General features: G+C 65.2%; 14 protein-coding genes. 5 read left to right on the top strand and 9 right to left on the bottom strand.

Annotated elements, in window-relative coordinates; genetic code table 11:
- Positions 1 to 168: 168 nt before the first annotated feature.
- Both glyS and glyQ read right to left on the bottom strand, forming a co-directional pair.
- Positions 169 to 2,235, bottom strand: coding sequence for a glycine--tRNA ligase subunit beta (glyS, locus tag DOM45_RS14345; protein ID WP_110601597.1), 2,067 nt, complete (start codon positions 2,233 to 2,235; stop codon positions 169 to 171).
- 2 nt (positions 2,236 to 2,237) lie between these two features.
- A complete protein-coding gene (gene glyQ, locus DOM45_RS14340; protein ID WP_110602095.1) occupies positions 2,238 to 3,197 on the bottom strand; it encodes a glycine--tRNA ligase subunit alpha in 960 nt (319 codons plus the stop codon).
- 181 nt (positions 3,198 to 3,378) lie between these two features.
- Here glyQ and rfaD point away from each other — a divergent pair, with 181 nt between their 5' ends.
- Together rfaD and waaF are read left to right on the top strand one after the other, a co-directional pair.
- Complete coding sequence (rfaD, locus tag DOM45_RS14335) at positions 3,379 to 4,347, top strand: ADP-glyceromanno-heptose 6-epimerase (protein WP_110601594.1); 969 nt, start codon at positions 3,379 to 3,381, stop codon at positions 4,345 to 4,347.
- Positions 4,340 to 5,386 (top strand): lipopolysaccharide heptosyltransferase II, encoded by a 1,047-nt coding sequence (waaF, locus tag DOM45_RS14330; protein WP_110601593.1) that lies wholly within the window; start codon positions 4,340 to 4,342, stop codon positions 5,384 to 5,386. Before rfaD ends, waaF begins: the two co-directional genes overlap by 8 nt.
- Before the next feature lie 51 nt (positions 5,387 to 5,437).
- Here waaF and DOM45_RS14325 read toward each other — a convergent pair whose 3' ends face one another.
- Complete coding sequence (locus tag DOM45_RS14325) at positions 5,438 to 6,400, bottom strand: glycosyltransferase family 8 protein (RefSeq protein ID WP_110601592.1); 963 nt, start codon at positions 6,398 to 6,400, stop codon at positions 5,438 to 5,440.
- Between the two features lie 84 nt (positions 6,401 to 6,484).
- Here DOM45_RS14325 and DOM45_RS14320 point away from each other — a divergent pair, with 84 nt between their 5' ends.
- Positions 6,485 to 7,657, top strand: coding sequence for a glycosyltransferase (locus DOM45_RS14320; RefSeq protein ID WP_162302630.1), 1,173 nt, complete (start codon positions 6,485 to 6,487; stop codon positions 7,655 to 7,657).
- A 107-nt stretch (positions 7,658 to 7,764) separates the two neighbouring features.
- Positions 7,765 to 8,709: a hypothetical protein gene (locus DOM45_RS14315; RefSeq protein ID WP_157958443.1), complete on the top strand. Its 945-nt coding sequence runs from the start codon at positions 7,765 to 7,767 to the stop codon at positions 8,707 to 8,709.
- A 170-nt stretch (positions 8,710 to 8,879) separates the two neighbouring features.
- Here the strand turns inward: DOM45_RS14315 and DOM45_RS14310 are convergent, their stop codons facing one another.
- The 6 genes from DOM45_RS14310 to DOM45_RS14285 all read right to left on the bottom strand — a co-directional run bounded on the left by DOM45_RS14310 (position 8,880) and on the right by DOM45_RS14285 (position 16,341).
- The gene (locus tag DOM45_RS14310) at positions 8,880 to 10,442 is read right to left on the bottom strand and encodes a sulfatase-like hydrolase/transferase (protein WP_110601586.1); all 1,563 of its coding nucleotides are present in this window, start codon (positions 10,440 to 10,442) and stop codon (positions 8,880 to 8,882) included.
- 125 nt (positions 10,443 to 10,567) lie between these two features.
- The gene (gene ddlA / locus DOM45_RS14305) at positions 10,568 to 11,665 is read right to left on the bottom strand and encodes a D-alanine--D-alanine ligase (protein WP_110601584.1); all 1,098 of its coding nucleotides are present in this window, start codon (positions 11,663 to 11,665) and stop codon (positions 10,568 to 10,570) included.
- A gap of 110 nt (positions 11,666 to 11,775) precedes the next feature.
- Positions 11,776 to 12,846 (bottom strand): glycosyltransferase family 4 protein, encoded by a 1,071-nt coding sequence (locus DOM45_RS14300; RefSeq protein WP_110601582.1) that lies wholly within the window; start codon positions 12,844 to 12,846, stop codon positions 11,776 to 11,778.
- Between the two features lie 4 nt (positions 12,847 to 12,850).
- On the bottom strand, positions 12,851 to 13,639 hold the full coding sequence (locus DOM45_RS14295; RefSeq protein WP_110601580.1) for a glycosyltransferase family 2 protein: 789 nt from the start codon (positions 13,637 to 13,639) through the stop codon (positions 12,851 to 12,853).
- A 117-nt stretch (positions 13,640 to 13,756) separates the two neighbouring features.
- A complete protein-coding gene (locus DOM45_RS14290; RefSeq protein WP_110601578.1) occupies positions 13,757 to 15,598 on the bottom strand; it encodes a DUF3413 domain-containing protein in 1,842 nt (613 codons plus the stop codon).
- 5 nt (positions 15,599 to 15,603) lie between these two features.
- Positions 15,604 to 16,341 (bottom strand): 3-deoxy-D-manno-octulosonic acid kinase, encoded by a 738-nt coding sequence (locus DOM45_RS14285; protein ID WP_110601576.1) that lies wholly within the window; start codon positions 16,339 to 16,341, stop codon positions 15,604 to 15,606.
- A gap of 183 nt (positions 16,342 to 16,524) precedes the next feature.
- On the opposite strand from DOM45_RS14285, the gene DOM45_RS14280 reads away from it, so the two are divergent.
- Complete coding sequence (locus DOM45_RS14280; protein WP_240612404.1) at positions 16,525 to 17,652, top strand: glycosyltransferase family 4 protein; 1,128 nt, start codon at positions 16,525 to 16,527, stop codon at positions 17,650 to 17,652.
- Positions 17,653 to 17,654: the final 2 nt, after the last annotated feature.

Below are 17,654 nucleotides of genomic sequence, written 5' to 3'. Positions count from 1 at the left end.
CACGTGAAACATCGGCTTGAGCTTGGCGCCGACGGGCTCAGGTCCCGGGCGGCCAAACTTTTGCCTGGACTTTGCGGTACCCCGCCCGAATACGAAAAAGCCCGGCGCCCTGATCTTAGATCAGAACGCCGGGCCCTGCTGTTTCACGTGAAACAGTGAAGCCAGCGGCTACTGCTGCAGTTCCGAGATGTCGGCGACTTCGAGGAACAGCGCCTGCAGGCTGGCCAACAGCGCCAGTCGATTGGCCCGTACGGCATCGTCATCCACCGCGACCATGACCTCGTCGAAGAAGCGATCCACCGGCGCCCTCAGTGTGGCGAGAATGTCGAGCGCCTCCGCGTAGGCCGCTTCGCGGAACAGGGGTTCGACCTGATTGCGGCAATCGGCGACGGCGTTGGCCAGGGCGATCTCGACCTCTTCCGAGAGGAGGTGGGTGTCCACATCGGCACCGGCAGCGTGTGCCTGTTTGGCCAGAATGTTGGAGACCCGCTTGTTGGCGGCGGCCAGCGCTGAGGCTTCTTCGCGCTGGCTGAACCGGTGGACGGCGCGGAGACGGCGTGCGAAGTCCAGCGGGCGGGTCACCGGCCGGGCCCGCACGGCCAGGTAGACATCTACCGGGAAGCCTTCGTCCTGGGCCCAGGCCCGGAATCGATCGAGCATGTAGGCCATGACGTCGTCCACCAGGCCATCGGCCTTGGGCAGGGCCCGGTGCTGGGATGCAGCGAGTTCCAGCAGCTCGCGCAGGTCCAGATCCAGCTCACCCTTGATCAGGATGTTGAGCACGCCGATGGTGGCGCGACGCAGGGCGAAGGGGTCCTTGGCGCCGGTGGGCCGCTGGCCGATACCGAAGATACCGGTCAACGTATCCAGGCGGTCCGCCAGGGCGATCGCCATGCCGGTGGGCGTGCTCGGAATCCCGTCACTGGCGAAGCGCGGCAAGTACTGCTCGTGGATGGCTTCGGCAACGGCTTCCGATTCACCGTCGTGACGGGCGTAGTAGGTGCCCATGATGCCCTGCAGTTCCGGGAATTCGAGCACCATCTCCGTGACCAGATCGCACTTCGCCAGTTGGGCGGCGCGGGCCGCCGCCTGGGAATCTCCGCCTATCTTGCCGGCGATGAACCGTGCGACGACCTCGCTGCGCGCGGCCTTGTCGGCGAGAGATCCCAGCTCGCGCTGGAACACGACGCTGGCCAGGGATTCGCGGCGGGCCTCCAGTGTCTTCTTACGGTCGGTCTCGAAGAAGAAGGCGGCATCGGCCAGGCGTGGGCGGATCACCTTCTCGTTGCCGTAGATGACCTGCTGCGGGTCTTCGCTGTCGATATTGGCCAGCGTGATGAACTGCGGCTTGAGCTTGCCGTCGGCATCGAGCAGGTGGAAGTACTTCTGGTTGGCCTTCATCGAGGAGATCAGGCACTCGGCGGGCACCTCGAGGAAGCGCTCGTCGAAGCTGCCGGTGAGCGCTACCGGCCACTCGACCAGGCCATTGACCTCCTCGAGCAGATCGTCGTCGATGACCGCCTGGGCGTCGTGCACTTCCGCTTCGGCCAGTACCTGCTCGCGGATGCGCTCGCGACGGCGTTCCAGACTCACCAGCACGTAAGCATTCTCGAGCACGGACTCGTAGTCGTCGGCGTGGGCGAGTTCGATCGGGTCAGGGGCGTGGAAGCGATGCCCCTGTGTCGTACGACCGGACTCCAGGCCGAGTACGCTGGCCGGCACGACCTGATCGCCGTAAAGCAGCACCAGCCAGTGGACCGGACGCGAAAACTCGATGCGCGAGGCACCCCAGCGCATGTTCTTGGGGACCGGCAGGGCGTTGATGGCGGCATTGACGATAGCGGGCAGCAGCGTCTCGACAGTGTCTCCCTGCTGTCGTTCACGGTAGCCGAGCCAGGTGCCCTTGTCGGTCTCCAGGTGGATCAGATCGTCTACCGTGACGCCACAGGAGCGTGCGAAACCTTCGGCTGCCTTGGTCGGCTGGCCATCCTTGTAGGCGGCTGCCAGCGCCGGGCCGCGCTTTTCGACCTCCCGATCAGGCTGCTTGTCAGCGAGCGCCTCGATGCGCACGGCAAGACGCCGCGGCGAGGCGAGGGCATGCGCCGTGCCATGGGGAATCTCGGCCTCGTCGAGCCCCTTGGCGACACCGTCGCGCAGGGCGAAGGCGAGGTTGGCGAGTGCACCCGGCGGCAGCTCTTCGACGCCCAGTTCGATCAGTAGCGTGTTGACTGCCATGCTCATGCGTCTCCCTGTTGAGTTTCTGATGCCTGCGTGAGCTCCCGACGCAGCGCTTCGGGCGCCAGCGGGAAGCCGGCGGCTTCCCGTGAGGCGTAGTAGGCGTGAGCGACGTCACGGGCCAGGGTACGAACCCTGAGGATATAGCGCTGGCGCTCGGTCACCGAGATGGCGTGGCGGGCGTCCAGCAGGTTGAAGGTGTGAGATGCCTTCAGGACCTGCTCGTAGGCCGGCAGCGGCAGATTGGCCTCGAGCAGCTTGTTGCATTCGCCCTCGCAGTGGTCGAAGGCCTCGAACAGGTAAGGCACGTCGGCATGCTCGAAGTTGTAGGTAGACTGCTCTCGCTCGTTCTGCAGGTAGACGTCGCCATAGGTGACGCGGCTGCCGTCCGGGGCGATCGTCCACACCAGGTCGTAGACGCTGTCGACATCCTGCAGGTACATGGCGATCCGCTCGAGTCCGTAGGTCAGCTCGCCGGTCACCGGGTAGCACTCGATGCCTCCGGCCTGCTGGAAATAGGTGAACTGGGTCACTTCCATGCCGTTGAGCCAGACTTCCCACCCGAGCCCCCAGGCGCCGAGGGTGGGGGATTCCCAGTTGTCCTCGACGAAGCGGATGTCGTGAACCCGCGGGTCGATCCCCAGCCGCTCCAGCGATCCCAGATAGAGATCCTGAAGGTCCTTCGGCGATGGCTTCATCACCACCTGGAACTGGTAGTAGTGCTGCAGACGATTGGGGTTTTCCCCATAACGGCCGTCGGTGGGGCGGCGCGACGGCTGGACGTAGGCGGCATTCCAGCTCTCCGGGCCGATCGAACGCAGGAACGTGGCCGGATGAAAGGTGCCGGCACCCACTTCCATGTCGAGTGGCTGCATGATCACGCAGCCCCGTTCCGCCCAGTATTGCTGAAGGGCGAGTATCAGCCCCTGAAAGGTTTTCGCATCTGCCGTCGAGTCTGTCATTGACTGCGCACCGTTGCCCATGAATTCGTGAGCCGCCAAGTATACAATTAGCGCTCAATCGGTTATAGGCACCGGCGACGATCGGGCGCTATCGTTGATGGCGCGTCATCGAACGTCGGGCGACTTGCGGGGTCGGAGTCGTCACGCCCGATAACCGGGTCGATCGAAGAGGAGTTACGACATGATCGTTGTCACGGGCGGGGCCGGCTTCATCGGGGCCAATCTGGTCAAGGCACTCAACGCGCGCGGCCATCAGGACGTCATGGTGGTCGACGATCTCAGCGATGGCACCAAATTCGTCAACCTGGCGGACTGCACGCTGGGCGACTATCTCGACAAGGACGATTTCCTGGCTCGAGTAAAGGCAGAACTCAGCGGTGAGATGCGCGGCGGGATCGGCGGCCTGCCCCCGATCGAGGCGATCTTTCACGAAGGCGCCTGCTCGGACACCACCGAGTGGAATGGCCGCTTCATGTTGGAGAACAACTTCGAATATTCGAAGGTGCTGCTCGAGTACTGCCAGGCCAAGCGGATTCCCTTCCTCTATGCGTCATCCGCCGCCACCTACGGCGGCAGCGAGGTGTTCGTCGAGGCGCCCGAGCACGAGAAGCCGCTCAACGTCTACGGCTACTCCAAGCTGCTGTTCGACCAGTATGTCCGCGCGCGCTGGGACGATTTCGACAGCCAGGTCGTGGGCTTTCGCTACTTCAACGTCTACGGCCCCAGGGAACAGCACAAGGGCAAGATGGCCAGCGTCGCCTACCATCACCACACCCAGGTGCAGCGCGGCGAGAATCCCAAGCTGTTCGGTGCCTGGGATGGCTATGAGGCCGGCATGCAGAGCCGCGACTTCGTCTACGTGGGTGACGTGGTCGACGTCAACCTGTGGTTTCTGGACAACCCGGAGGTCTCCGGCATCTTCAACCTGGGCACCGGCCGAGCCGAGCCGTTCAAGGCGATCGCCGAGACCGCGATCGACTTCTATGGAAAGGGGCAGATCGAGTACATCGACTTCCCCGACGAGCTCAAGGGGCGCTATCAGAGCTACACCCGGGCCGATATCGGTCGCCTGCGCGACGCGGGTTACAGCGCCGAATTCAAGACCGTTCGCGAGGGCGTTTCCGCCTATCTGGAATGGCTGAATGGCTGATTCGCCAGTCGCCGACGCCAAGGTCGTCGACATCGACGCCGCGCCACGGTTTCTCGTCGTCGGCCCCTCCTGGGTCGGCGATATGGTCATGGCACAGAGTCTGTTCATCACCCTGAAACGACGCCATCCGGGCGCGACGATCGGCGTGCTGGCGCCGGGCTGGTCGCTGCCGATTCTCGAGCGCATGCCGGAGGTCGACGAAGCCATCGCGCTGGACGTGAAGCACGGCGAGTTCGGCTGGAAGACACGACGTGAGGTCGCACGTTCGCTGAAAGGGCGCTTCGATCACGCCATCGTGCTGCCACGCTCGCTGAAGGCGGCACTGGTGCCGTTCCTGGCCGGCATTCCCCGCCGCACCGGTTTCACCGGCGAGCAGCGCTACGTGCTGCTCAACGACCGGCGCAGGCTCGACAAGACGGTGCTCGATCAGACCGTCAAGCGCTTCGTCGCGCTGGGGCTGGATGCCCGCGTGGCGGCCAGCGGCGATTTCGAGACGCCGCACCCGCGGCTCCGAGTCGACACGGCGCGTCAGGCAGCGCTGCGTGGCGAGCTGGCACTGGGCGAGCGGCCCGCCATCGGCATGATGCCCGGCGCGGAGTACGGCCCGGCCAAGCAGTGGCCGCTCGACTACTTCCGCGAGCTGGCCGAATCGTTGATCGCGCGGGGGTACGCCGTCTGGGTGTTGGGGGGGCCCAAGGATGCCGAGGCTGGCGGCGTCATTACCCAAGGGCTGGATCACGCCCACGATCTGTGCGGCAAGACCCGGCTGGCGGATGCCGTCGATCTGCTGGCCGCCTGCCAGCAGGTGGTCACCAACGACTCCGGGCTGATGCATGTGGCCGCGGCGGTCGGCACCCGCATCCAGGCGCTCTACGGCTCGTCGTCGCCCGCCTATACGCCGCCGTTGACCGACAATGCCGACATCCACTATCTGGCGTTGTCCTGCTCGCCCTGTTTCGAGCGCACCTGCCCGCTGGGGCATCGCAACTGCCTCAAGCAGATGTCGCCGGAGAGCGTGCTGATGAAACTTCACACCTAGCGTTGTCACGCAGTCGCTGGAGCGCCACCGAAGTTGCCTTGTCGGGGGGTGTCAGCGTTGTCTCTGCGGCGGTACCGTGTAGCGGATAGCGCCCGATTTCCTGTTTCGGAAAAAATTCTTGATATGTTTTTCGACTTGCCAGAGGCGAGTCAGCTTTTCCATGGCCGTAACCTTGTTCGACTCGATTGCATCGGGGAAAAGCTGATGGGAAATCTCCAGGTAGGTCTGTTTGTAGGGGTGGAATGTAGGGAATTTCCATGGCTTGCTCTTGGCCAGGAAATGGATGATTCCCGGCTCCCGTAGTGCCGTGACGAATTCGCGGTGTGGGTAGCCGGTTTGGACGGTCTTGTTCTTCTCGACTTTACTCCAGGCGCTAGGCTGGAGGTTCCAGCGAAGGGGGAGCCGCGTCCATCGCTGACGAAATACCAGGTTGAGGACATCCTGATCCAGATACTGCAGGCGCTCATTCAGCGTACTCATGCGCTCGAACAAGGCGGCTTCGATATCGCCGTCACGCCAGGCGGCCAGATCGATGAGAAGTACCCCGGCGTTGAAGTAATCCTGTCGGTCGATATCAATGTCCTTGGGCGAGACGCCGAGGTTTTCGACGGCCCCGATGATGTTCCCGTCCAGTGGACTTTGCCAGAGCTCCACGATGTCCCGGGCGACAAGCAGGTCACAATCGAGATAGATCACCTTGTTCAAATGCCTGGGCACCAAACTGGCCACTGCCAACCGATAGTAAGTGGCAATGCCATATCGTTTCAGGGGGAATCCCTGGAATCTATTCCTGTCCGGCGCTATCCAGGTCAAGGTGGCTCGGTAATTGGCCACCAGACGCTCGAGCCGTGACCTGGTGGAGGGTGATATCCCCGCGTCCAGAATGTAGAAATCCAATAGCGCCGGGTGTGCGGTCTTATCCAGACAGGAGAAGATGACCACACCCATCCAGAGGGCATAATTCTCATCGCTGGCCAGCACCAGACTGACCCGGTCTTGAGCTGTCTGAGCCATCGTTTCACCGGAATGTGCGAGAATGGATGGGAAGTTATATTGCCCGTTCCATCCACGGTAAGCAAAGAAGCGCTAGGGCCCATCATGACCCAGAGAGTATTGCTGGTCGTACGCAAATTGAGCATCGGTGGCATCGAGCGTGTCACGGTCAATCTGGCCAACGTGCTGGCCCGGGAGGGACACGATGTGCATGTCCTGGTGCTCAAGGGGGGGCACGAACTTGTTCCGGACGACGCGGTGACGGTCCATCGCCTCGACTTCGACAAGGCGTTTCGCAAGACCGGACTGGGGTTGGCATACGACCTGATCACGCGAGCGCTGCTGAAGCCCGTGCTGCCGGGATCGGGTTTCCTGTGGCGCGGCTTCTACGGCGGCCGCTACCTGAAGCGTTTCGTTGCCAGGCTGGAACGGGAACACGGTCCGATCGATCGCGTCATCATGCGCGGGCAGGGCGCGTTCGAGACGGTCTGGTCCTGGCGCGACCCGCGCTTGTGGCAGGTGACGGTCTCCTGGCCCGGAAGCGAGGGCGGAAGGCTGAAGGGGTTCTATCTCCGCCGGCTCTATGAGGGCAAGCAGGTGGTCTGCAACACGCCCAACGTGCGGGCGCAGTTGGAGAAGCAGCTCGGCCATCATGGGATTCGCCCTCATCGGTGGGCGACCATCATGAACCCGTGCGATATCGAGGCCATCCGCCGCCAGGCCGAAGAACCGGTGGAGCTGCCGGCCAGGCCGTTCATCGTCCACGTCTCACGGCTCTCGGACGTCAAGCGCCAGGAGTGGCTGATCCTGGCCTATCTGGAGGCGGGGATCGAAGAGGATCTGGTCATCGTCGGCGATGGACCCAAGCGAGAGAGCCTGGAGACGCTGGTCGCAGAGCGGGGGGCGAGTGAGCGGATCCATTTCATCGGCAGCCGGCCCAATCCCTACCCCTGGATGAAACACGCCCGGCTGTTCGTGCTGAGCTCGCGCAGCGAAGCCTTCGGTATCGTGTTGGCCGAAAGCATGATCTGCGGCACGCCCTGCGTGGCGGTCGACTGCCCAGGCGGTGTGCGCAACGTGTTGATTCACGATCAGGCCCGCCTGATCGCCGATAACAGCGTCACCGGTCTGGCAGCCAAGATCCGGGAAGGGCTGGCGAATCCGCCATCGCTGGAAGGCGATCCGGAGTTGATCGAGCGATTCCGGGATACCCGGATCATGCAGCAGTTCCTCGATCTGCCGACGACATCCGACGCGATGAGCGGGCAGGCGCGGTAGCCGGGAAATTGCGTAGCATGCTTATTAATGTGGTATGCTAGACTGAATCGATCACGAACAGTGTTTGATAACACCGATTCCTTCCCCTCCGACCGTGTAAACTGCTCATGTCTCGGCCCTCTTCGCCAGCTTCCCCGCGTCTGCCCGCCGAGGACGACGCGTTCAGCGAACTGCACGATCCCCGCATGAAGTGGGGCGTTCGTCGGGCGCGGTGGCAGGCGGCGTTCCGGGACGGTTTCCAACGGCGCGTCGGTGTGCCCCTGGAAGATGCGCTCTACCGCCGCTGGGCTCAGGGCAAGGTCGGTGGCCGGTGGATCGAGCATCACGGCCTGCCACGGCGCTCGATCGAGGCGAGGCTGGCGGAGGCGCTGGTGGTCCATGTCGATCCGCGCGAGCTGATCCGCGACCTCAACGCCAAGGGGATCGGAGGGAAACGCCCCTCCTCCTCGGCTTTTCTCTGGGACGGCGACTGGGATTTGAGTCGTGGCGATCTTCGCCGGGGCTCGCGCTACCGCTTCGTCAGCGATATCGACGAGCACCGGGACGACCTGACCCAGACCGAACGCTTTCGGCAGTACCGCTCCCGGCTCGAGTCGGGGCACCCCTGGTCCTCCTACCAGCAGGGCATCCTGCTCGACACGGAAGAGAAGATACTTGCCTACCTGCGAACCTACCTCGGCTTCCTCGACGACATGGCGGTCCGAGGATTCGACCTCGAGCTGGGAAAGGATGATCTGGGTGTCGCGGTCACCCGCGAGGGCCGGCTGCTCAAGGTCAACCGAGGGCTTCACCGGCTGGCGATGGCGCAGCGTCTGGGGCTGGCGTCGATACCCGTTGTCGTCCGCGCCGTGCATCGGCAGTGGTGGGAGCGCGTGGTCGGCGATTGCCGTGGCGAGGAAGCCCTGACCCGCGTGGCCGAGGCGTTGGGCTCGTGTACGTCGGAAACCGAACCGGGGATGCTGGATCCCGGCGACGAGCTGGGGCCGATCGAGTGGCCACGGCCTCGTCACGTCTCGTCTGAAGAGAGCCTGCGCTCGAGCGGGCGGCGTTGACCATCGGCTGGCGCGCTAGCCCGGTCACCAGACTCATCCGTTCGGCGTGGACGGATACGTCTCCCCGATGCTCTGCACCGACCTCCGCCGCGTCCGGCTAGGCTCGGCGAGGGTTCAGTCGGCGCCTGATGTCGCCGAGCCAATCCAGGCACGCGGATCGTCTCGGCATCTCAGTTGACGCCGTTCCAGAGCTGCTCCTGCAGACGGTTCTCGCTTCGCATGCGTTGGTTCATTTCGTCCAGCGAGTAGCGCTCGATCAGGGTGGGAGACGAGGAAAACAGCGATACGCCCAGCCCGGCCCGATGGTCCGGAATGGTATAACCCATGGCTTCCAGCAGTGTCGGCAGGACATCGACCATGCTCGCCGGACGTTCGATGACGCGGGGACGCAGGCCGTTGCCCAGCATCATCAGCGTATTTTCGCGCTCTTCCGCGATCAGCTCCTCCCACGCCGAGTTCTTCATCGAGAGATGGTCGCTGGCGACCACGACCAGGGTGTTGTCCAGCAGCCCTTCGGCGCGAAGCCGCTCGATGAAATTCCTGATCAGCCAGCCCGTGCATTTGACCGAATAGAGAATGTCGGTACCGTCGAAGTCGCCCTGATTGTCGATACAGGACTGCGACGGATGGCCGAACGGTGGGTGGCCCGCCAGGGTGAGTCCGAAGAAGGCATAGGGCTTGCCGCTGTCGTGCAGCCGTCGGATCCGCTTCTCCGCGAGATCGAGCAGCGTATCGTCGTAGAGCCCCCAGTCGTTGAGATATCCGGCCGGTGCCTTGTCCTCCAGTTCATCGCGGCCCAGGACGGTACCGAAGCCGTGGCCACGATAGAACTTCGCCTTGCCGGCGAACTTGGTGCTGGCGCCGCCCATGTAGGTGAGGTCGTAGCCCCGCGCGTGCAGCAGATCGCCCAGACAGTCGACCCCCGGCAGCACGTCCGACAGCGGCTCGAACTGGTTGTCGTGCATCAGGCCGGCTGGCATCAACGGCACTCCGCACTGGCTGGCGACCATGCCGGCCATCGTCCAACCGGTATTGTCGAGCTGCTTGACGCCATGGAACACCACGCCCTCCTGGCCCAGCCTGGCAAGGTCCTCGTAGGCGTTGCCGAAGCGCTGGGTATCGCCGTAGGTGCGCTCGGTGCTCTCCATGTAGAGATAGATCAGATTGGGCGGCTGGGGCACTCCGGCGACGATCTCCGGTGGCCGGTAGCGATCGTCGAGCCAGCTCTCGTCGTCGTCGATCACCGAGGCGCCGCGCAGCGACAATCCGAACAGCAGCGGATTGAACGCCAGCAGGAACAGGCTCAGCACCCGTTCCCACAGGCGCCAGCGATGATCGGCCCGAACCAGCCAAGTCACGGCGACCAGCATGGCGATGGCGGCCACGGTGTAGAGGACCCCGGCGATCTGGCGATCGGTGCTGCCGTTCTCCTCGATGCCGGCCTGGAGGTGGAAGATCACGGCCCCCAGGTCGAGTTGGCCGAAGCTGTCGTCGAGGTAGATATAGACCCACCACAGGATCAGTGGCAGAGCGGACCATGGCCACGCCTTGCGCTGGGTGGCGCGCTGGGAGACGTGGCCCCAATGGAAGCGACGGCCGATGGCGAGCCAGGCGAGCGCGATGACGAGGGGGGTCCACCAGGGCAGGACCCAGACCACCATGATGGCGTAACCGATACAGAGGCCGATGTAGGTGAGTGCACACCAACGTCGAATGTCGCGAGAGATGGTCATGACGCGCTTCGATCCGTGAACGTCGTATTCGTTCGATGCCGATTCCGGGCACCGCGTGAGGAGTCATCAAGACTCTATCATGACCGATCCGTGACGAGCAGGTTATCGACGAGTTCCCGCCGGTTTCAGCGGGCGCTCTTCAGCGCCATGTCACCGGCGTGCCTCGCCATGGCCAGCTCGATCAGGCGCGTCACCAGGGCCGGGTAGTTCAGACCGCTGGCCTGCCATAGCTTGGGGTACATGCTGATGCGAGTGAAACCCGGCAGCGTGTTGATTTCATTGACGACGATGTTCCCCTCCGGGGTGAGGAAGACATCGACCCGTGCCAGGCCGGCGCACTCCAGCACCTGGAAGGTGCGAATCGCGATGGCGCGAATCGCTTCACTCGCGCCGGCATCGATGTCGGCGGGCACGGCGACGGTGGCCGCGTCGTCGTCGATGTACTTGGTGTCGTAGGAGTAGAAGCCGTTCTCGACCACGATCTCGCCGCAGACGCTCGCCTCCGGCTCCTCGTTACCCAGTACTGCGCACTCGATCTCGCGGCCGACCACGGCGGATTCGACCAGCACCTTGTGGTCGAAGGCCAGCGCCAGCGCCAGCGCTTGCTGGAATTCGAGCGCGGTCTCGACCCGGCTGACACCCACCGAGGAACCCTGGTTGGCGGGTTTGACGAACAGCGGCGAGCCAAGCGTCGCGCTGAGGGCGTCGAAATCGGCCTCGGCGGCCGTGCGGCGGGTCAGGGTGACGAAGGGCGCCACGGGAATACCGGCATCGCGCAGCAGGCGCTTGGCGACGTCCTTGTCCATGCCGGCGGCCGAGCCGAGCACGCCGGAGCCGACGAAGGGCAGGTTGGCCATGCGCAGCAGGCCTTGCAGAGAACCGTCCTCGCCGAGGGTGCCGTGGACGATGGGGAACACCACGTCGAGCTGTCCCAGCGTGCCCTGGGACGACTCGGTGGCGATCAGCTGCTGGTAGTCGCGACCTGGCACCAGCGCGAGGTCGCCGGCGGAGGGGTTGAGGGCGATCCGGCTCGGATCGTCAGCGTTCAGCAGGAAGTCGGCGGCATCGTTGATGTGCCACTGCCCCTGCTTGTCGATCCCGATGACCGTGACCTCGAAACGCTCGCGATCCAGCGCGTCGACGATGTTCCTGGCCGACTGCAACGAGACCTCGTGCTCCGCCGATTTGCCGCCGCAGATGACGCCGACCCGAATTTTGCTCATGGTTATGCTCCGCTTCGCTGACGATCTCGGTGCCGCTCGGGCGCGGCCTTTCGGGCGTCATGATGCCACGATCCCGCCGCGCAAGTATCGCGCCCTGCGCCGAGGCCACGCTAGCGGGCGATGATCCGGCGGTAGAGCGCCAGGTAGGCCGCTGCCATGGCTTCGGGGGTAAAGGCGGCGAGCCGCTGGCTGGCGGTGGCCGCCAGCCGTTGCCGCCGGACGGGATCCTCCAGCAGCGCGATCAGCGCCGCCGTCAGCGCATCGACATCGCCGGCAGGCACCAGCAGGCCGCTGACGTCGTCCTCGATCAGGTCCGGAATGCCGTCGACGTCGCTGGCCACGATCGCCACGCCGTGATCCATGGCATCGAGCAGGGTGGAGCCCAGTCCCTCGTTGCGGGAGGGGAATGCGAACAGGGTCATGATCTCGAGATAGTCGCCGACATCGGGCTGGAAGCCCTCCCAGATGACGTTGTCCAGATCGGCGCTCTCGGCTTTCAGTGCCGCGCCGTCGTCGCCTTCGCCCAGCAGCAGGAAGCGAACGTCCGGATGCGTCTCGCGCAGCCGCCGCGCCGCCGCCAGCAGGACCCGTTGCCCCTTGTGGCGATCCACCAGCGCGCCGATATGGCCGATGACGCGGTGGCCGGCGAAACGCTCGCGCAGCGCGGCTACCTTGGCGGGATCGCCTGGGTGGCCGGAGAGCACGCTGGGGATGCGCGTGACGGGACACCAGCCGCGATCGCGAAGATGGTGCTCGATCACCGACGAGATCGCCACGGCGCTTGCCGCAGCGCGGTAGGTCCAGCGGTTGAAGCGCTTGTCCTTGACCGGCTGGGGGACACGCCGTGTCAGGAGGTAGGGCGTGCCGCGCAGGCGACGTTCGACCCACGCCCAGTGCACCGCCTTGGCCTCGTGGGCGTGAACCAGGGTTGCCCGCGGATGTCGGCCATGCCCGGCGAGGGCGTGATCGGCGTCGATCAGTTCGATCTCGGTGTCGAGTTCCCGGTCGGCCAGCGCCGCGCGCATCGGCGAGTCGCGCCGGCAGACCAGGCTCTGCGTAATCTCGAGCCGCGCGTCGTCGATCCGGGCCAGCGCCTCGATCAGCAGCAGCGTCTGGCGCTCGCCACCGCGAAAGCCGCGGGCCAGGTTGACGTGACGAATGTGCAGCGGGTGAGCTTCCATCGATTCACCAGATCCGGTCGAAGTCTTCGGCGTCGCGCACCTTGGCATCGCGCTGCAGTTCGAGCAGCTTGGCGTATTTCAGGTAGGCGTTGACCGCCGCCGACAGCGCCACCGAGACGCCGTCGAGGCCGCCGGCGAATCCTCGCTGGAACAGGTACTTGCGCACGAAGGCATTGGCGCCGTGCAGTGCCGGCGACCAGCCGTTGGCTCGCTTGCCCTTGAGATACATGATCTTGGCCGCGCGATTGGAGAAGCGGCCGCTGGCCTTGCCGAACAGTTCGGCCAGGTTGGCGAACGAATAGTGTTCCAGGTCGGCGTCCAGGCGCTGCGGACTCGTCGCCGGCACCGACGCGTGCTGGCGGCTGTCGGAGAAGCCGGTGCGCTCGCGATCGAACAGCCGGATGCAGTAGTCCGGATACCAGCCGCAGTGGCGGATCCAGCGACTGCCGATGAAGTTGCGTCGGCGCAGTGCATAGGCATCGTGGCCGGCGTCGTCCAGGTCGAGCGCCAGAATCGCCGCCACCGCCTCGTCGGTGAGTCGTTCGTCCGCGTCCAGCGACAGCACCCAGCGATGGCCGGCGGCCTGCGGTCCGATCCGCTTCTGGGGGCCATCGCCCAGGTAAGGTTGATGGATCACGCGGGCGCCGAACGCCTCGGCCCGGATGACGGTATCGTCGCGGGAGCCTGAGTCGACCACGATCAGCTCGTCGCAGACGCGGGCGAGCGAGGCCAGGCAGGCCTCGATGTTGTCGGCTTCGTCGAGCGTGATCACCACGCCGGTAATGGCGGCCATGGGCAGTCCTGGGTCGTCGAGGAGTGGAGCGTCATTCGGCGGCCGGGGGCGGGGCGTCGCGAGCCACGCGACGCCCCGCCCCCGGTCGGCGCCTGAGGCATTGTAGCGTGGGGTTCGTCAGCGATAGAACTGACGGAACCACTGCATGGCTTCGAACACCGCCGGCGAGAACTCGGCGTCGTCGATGGGATCGAGCTGGCGGTCGACGATGTTCCACTGGCCGGTGCCGTCGACCACGGTGATGCGGTCCGGCTCGATGATCCCGTAGTCGATGTAGCTGCTGGCCTCGACCCAGGGGTGATCGATGCCTGGCGTCAGCAGATCCTGGCCCTGGGCGTAATCGGCGAGCGGGTTGGTGCAGCCCAGGGCATGGCGCATCAGCATCGGCGCGACATCGAGATGGCTGGTCATGCCCTCGACGCGTCCGGGCTCGACCCCCGGGCCGGTGACGATCATCGGCACGTGGGTCTGCGGCGAGGCGAAGTTGCTGTTGTGGCCCCAGTAGTTCTTGCCGAAATCGTTGAACGACTGGCCGTGATCGGCGGTGACCACCAGCATCGTGTCATCCCACTCGCCCTTGGCCTTGAGATCGTCGATCACCCGGCCGAGCAGCTCGTCATCGTAGTGCACGGCATTGCGGTGGCGGTTGGCGTAGGGGACCGGGTCGGTGTCCGGGCCCAGGTCCAGATAATCCATGCCCTTCACCGAAGGCTGGTAGGGCTGGGCGGCGCCTTCGGGAACGTCGTAGCCGTGGGGCGCATCGTAGAACAGCATGCTGAACCAGGGGGTGTCGTCCTGCTGCGCCTGCTGGTCGAACCAGGCCAGCCAGTCCTCGGTCATTCGCCGGTCGCGACTAGCGGGAGAGTCCCCTGGCGTGCTCAGTCGCAGCGGGTCGACCGAGCTGAAGATCGTGCGGTCGAAGCCGATGCCGTCGAGGCTGGCCGAGGAGAAGATGCCCAGCGCATAGCCTTGCTTCTGCAGCTGCGTGATCAGAAGCGGGGGCGTCTGGGTGTCGTCCAGATAGGCGTAATAGTTGCCGCTGAGGCCGTAGAACAGGCTCATGGTTCCGTTGCGGGTAGCATTGCCGCCGCTGTAGTGCTGGAGATAGCGGCGGCCACTGTCGTTCAACGCGGCGTAGAGGTTGGGCGTGTTCTGCGGGCCGTATTCGTCGGCGCGCCAGGAGTCGATCAGGACGACCATGACGTTGGGCTTGTGGCTGGGCTGGCAGCTCAGCGGGTTCTTCGGCCAGTCGAGATTCTGCGCCTGCGTGGCGCCGATATCGGCCCGCTCGGCCCGCGCGGCTCGGGGGTCGAGCCAGCCGTGTCGCTCCATGAAATCCTTGGCGGTAGCCGGAAACAGCAGCGGATAGATGCCGACCTGCTGGGTCACGCTGCGATGGTAGCGGGCATCGGCGACGATATGCAGGCCGTGGCTGCCGAGCAGCGTCACCAGCACGATACCGCAGCAGAGCCCCACCGGCACGCGGCGGCCACGGTTGGCCACGATCAGGCGCCGGGCGAGCCAGCCCTCGAGCGCCAGCGCCGCGACCACACTGCCGACCACCATCAGCCAGGTGGTGGTGGTGAAGCTGAAGATCTCGCCATCCTTGTCGTTGAGGAACAGCGACACCATGAAAGCGTTCACGTGGAAGCGGTACTGGGCGTAGACGACCGTGTCCAGCAGCAGCGCGCTCAACCCCAGTGCCCCGAGCAGGGTCGCCGGCAGCCATAGCCAGCGGGCCTTGAGCACCAGCGCCAGTGCGGCCAGCGGTAGCCAACCGAGCAGGACCAGCATGCCGAAGTGCCCGATCCAGGTCAGGATCAGATAGGCGATCCCCATGGCGTCGTGCGGCATGGCGAGGTAGGGCGAGTAACGCAGGGCGATCAGCCACACCAGCGGCAGTTGCACCAGAGCGAATAGGAGCGTGCCGCGCCAACGGCGCCTCAGCGTATCTTGCATGGAGGTCAGACCTCGTGGTGATCCACCGGAGCGTTCTGGTAACCCTCGACGATGGCGGTGAAGAGTGATCCCGCGATGGCGGGCGAGAAACGAACGAGGGAGCGTTCGAGTCGTGACAGATTGCGCTGGCGCCAGGCGCCTCTCGGGCGCAGTCGGCAGCGGTCGAAATCTATCAGCCAGACCTTATCGTCGTCTGAAACCAGCAGGTTGCGCGCGTTGAGGTCGACATGGTCGAGCCCGGCATCGTGAAACCGGCGGATGGTGGCGCCGACATCGGCGAGCAGTGCCGGCGAGGCATCGGGCAGGCGCTCCGCCAGCGCCCGGCTGCCAGGCAGGCGCTCGGTGATCAGTGCCGCGCGGTAGCGCAAGGCGTGTCTCGACACGATGGTCGCCACCGGTGCCGGAACGGGCAGGCCCCGCTGGTGGAGCGCGCGGGTCAGGCGCATCTCGCGGAAACCGCGGGTGCGCTCCAGTCCGGTCCAGAGATAGTCGCTCTGACTGACCTTGGCGGCCATGCCGCCCCGACGATAGGGCCGCAGCACCCAGTCGGCCCCGTCGACGGCCAGGAACTGGCTGTCGCCGCGGCCGGGCGCCGAGCCGACCACCAGGCCGCGTTCGGCCCAGGCAGCCGGGTCGAGCCAGGCCTCGCCGAATTCGGGCAGAATCGGCAGGTCGGGCTGAGCGAGGCGCGTCGGATCGTATAAGATATGCGCGTCCCGATGATGGTAGGTCGATAGCGACATGGCCGATCCTTGACGTAGGGCCGAAGCGGGATTGGCATGGCGCCGAAAGCGCGGTGACATGCCGGGCGGCGACGAGCCGCGGGACGCATTGTAACCGGGCGGACCCGCTGTCGCATGTCGGCGTCTCGGACCGCCGAGGAATCGTCGACCCGTCGGGCGTCCATTGAACTCGAGGAAGCTGCCGTGACCGAAGATTCGCAAGCGCCACTGGCCGTGATCGCCATTCGCCAGGTGGAGAAGAGCACCGGCGCCAGCCGCAATGCCTTCGAGCAGGCCGCGGCACTGAAGATCCTGGGCTATCGGGTGACGATCCTGGCCGAGCGAGGCCGGCGCGAGCTGGCGGAGGCCGCCGGTGCCGAGCTGGTCCGGCTCAAGCGCTGGCCCTTCAAGGGGCCGTTTCGGCGGTTCTGGTTCAACCGCCGCGTGCAGGCCTGGTGCCGACGTCATCGGCCGGCGATGCTGGTCAGCCACGGCGATGTCGAGACGCCCGATGTCGTCTACATGCACAACTGCGTGCACCTCGCCAGCCAGCGCATCCATGGCCGCGACCTGCCTGCCGGTCACGAGGTGGCCGCCATTCACGATCAGGTGCTGACCGGGGCCCGGTTTCGTCGCCTGGCGGTCAATTCACGGATGATGGCGGAAGATTTTCGCGATCGCTATGGCATCGACGACTCGCGAATCGAGATCAGCTACCCCGGCTACGACCCTGACGTCTTCAACCTCGAGCGGGCCTCTGCAGGCCGCGAGGCGCGCCGGCGCGAGCTGGGCATCGCCGAGGAGACCCGCCTGGTCGGGCTGATCACCTCGGGCAATTTCACCAAGCGCAACGTGGCCGGCTTCGTCGAGATGGCTGCCGGGCTGGAGCAACGCCTGCCGGGGCGGTGCCGCTTCCTCGTCGTCGGCAAGGACGATTTCGCCCCCTACCAGCGCCAGGCCGAACGAGCCGGCATCGCCGAGCGGTTTCTCTGGCGCAGCACGGTCAGCGATGTCGAGACGCTCTATGGCGCGCTCGATCTGTTCGTGCTGCCGGCGCACATCGAGGAGTTCGGCCGGGTGTCGCTCGAGGCCATGGCCTGCGGCACGCCGGTGTTGCTTTCGTCCACCACCGGTGCCGCCGAACTGCTCGAGGCCGACCATGCCGAGCTGATGCTGGACAGTCGCGACACCCGAGGCTGGGTCGACCGCCTCGAGGCGCTGATGACGACATCGGACCTCGAGTCGCTGGGTGCCGAGCTCGCCGAGCTGGTAAGCGATTACTCCTACCGCCGTCAGACCGAGAAGCTGCGGGCCTCCTTCGCCTCACTGTGAAC

The sequence above is a fragment of the Salinicola lusitanus genome (genome assembly GCF_003206045.1).
GTDB lineage: Bacteria > Pseudomonadota > Gammaproteobacteria > Pseudomonadales > Halomonadaceae > Salinicola > Salinicola lusitanus.
Note: the sequence above shows the minus strand (reverse complement) of the source record. Positions and strands in the feature narration are given on the sequence as shown.

Excerpts from the sequence above, each read along its gene's own strand:
- DOM45_RS14285 (WP_110601576.1), bottom strand. The coding sequence starts at position 16,341 with ATGTCGCTATCGACCTACCATCATCGGGACGCGCATATCTTATACGAT.
- DOM45_RS14320 (WP_162302630.1), top strand. The coding sequence starts at position 6,485 with ATGACCCAGAGAGTATTGCTGGTCGTACGCAAATTGAGCATCGGTGGC.
- waaF (WP_110601593.1), top strand. The coding sequence starts at position 4,340 with ATGGCTGATTCGCCAGTCGCCGACGCCAAGGTCGTCGACATCGACGCC.
- ddlA (WP_110601584.1), bottom strand. The coding sequence starts at position 11,665 with ATGAGCAAAATTCGGGTCGGCGTCATCTGCGGCGGCAAATCGGCGGAG.
- DOM45_RS14300 (WP_110601582.1), bottom strand. The coding sequence starts at position 12,846 with ATGGAAGCTCACCCGCTGCACATTCGTCACGTCAACCTGGCCCGCGGC.
- DOM45_RS14295 (WP_110601580.1), bottom strand. The coding sequence starts at position 13,639 with ATGGCCGCCATTACCGGCGTGGTGATCACGCTCGACGAAGCCGACAAC.
- glyQ (WP_110602095.1), bottom strand. The coding sequence starts at position 3,197 with ATGACAGACTCGACGGCAGATGCGAAAACCTTTCAGGGGCTGATACTC.
- DOM45_RS14290 (WP_110601578.1), bottom strand. The coding sequence starts at position 15,598 with ATGCAAGATACGCTGAGGCGCCGTTGGCGCGGCACGCTCCTATTCGCT.
- glyS (WP_110601597.1), bottom strand. The coding sequence starts at position 2,235 with ATGGCAGTCAACACGCTACTGATCGAACTGGGCGTCGAAGAGCTGCCG.
- DOM45_RS14310 (WP_110601586.1), bottom strand. The coding sequence starts at position 10,442 with ATGACCATCTCTCGCGACATTCGACGTTGGTGTGCACTCACCTACATC.
- DOM45_RS14315 (WP_157958443.1), top strand. The coding sequence starts at position 7,765 with ATGTCTCGGCCCTCTTCGCCAGCTTCCCCGCGTCTGCCCGCCGAGGAC.
- rfaD (WP_110601594.1), top strand. The coding sequence starts at position 3,379 with ATGATCGTTGTCACGGGCGGGGCCGGCTTCATCGGGGCCAATCTGGTC.
- DOM45_RS14325 (WP_110601592.1), bottom strand. The coding sequence starts at position 6,400 with ATGGCTCAGACAGCTCAAGACCGGGTCAGTCTGGTGCTGGCCAGCGAT.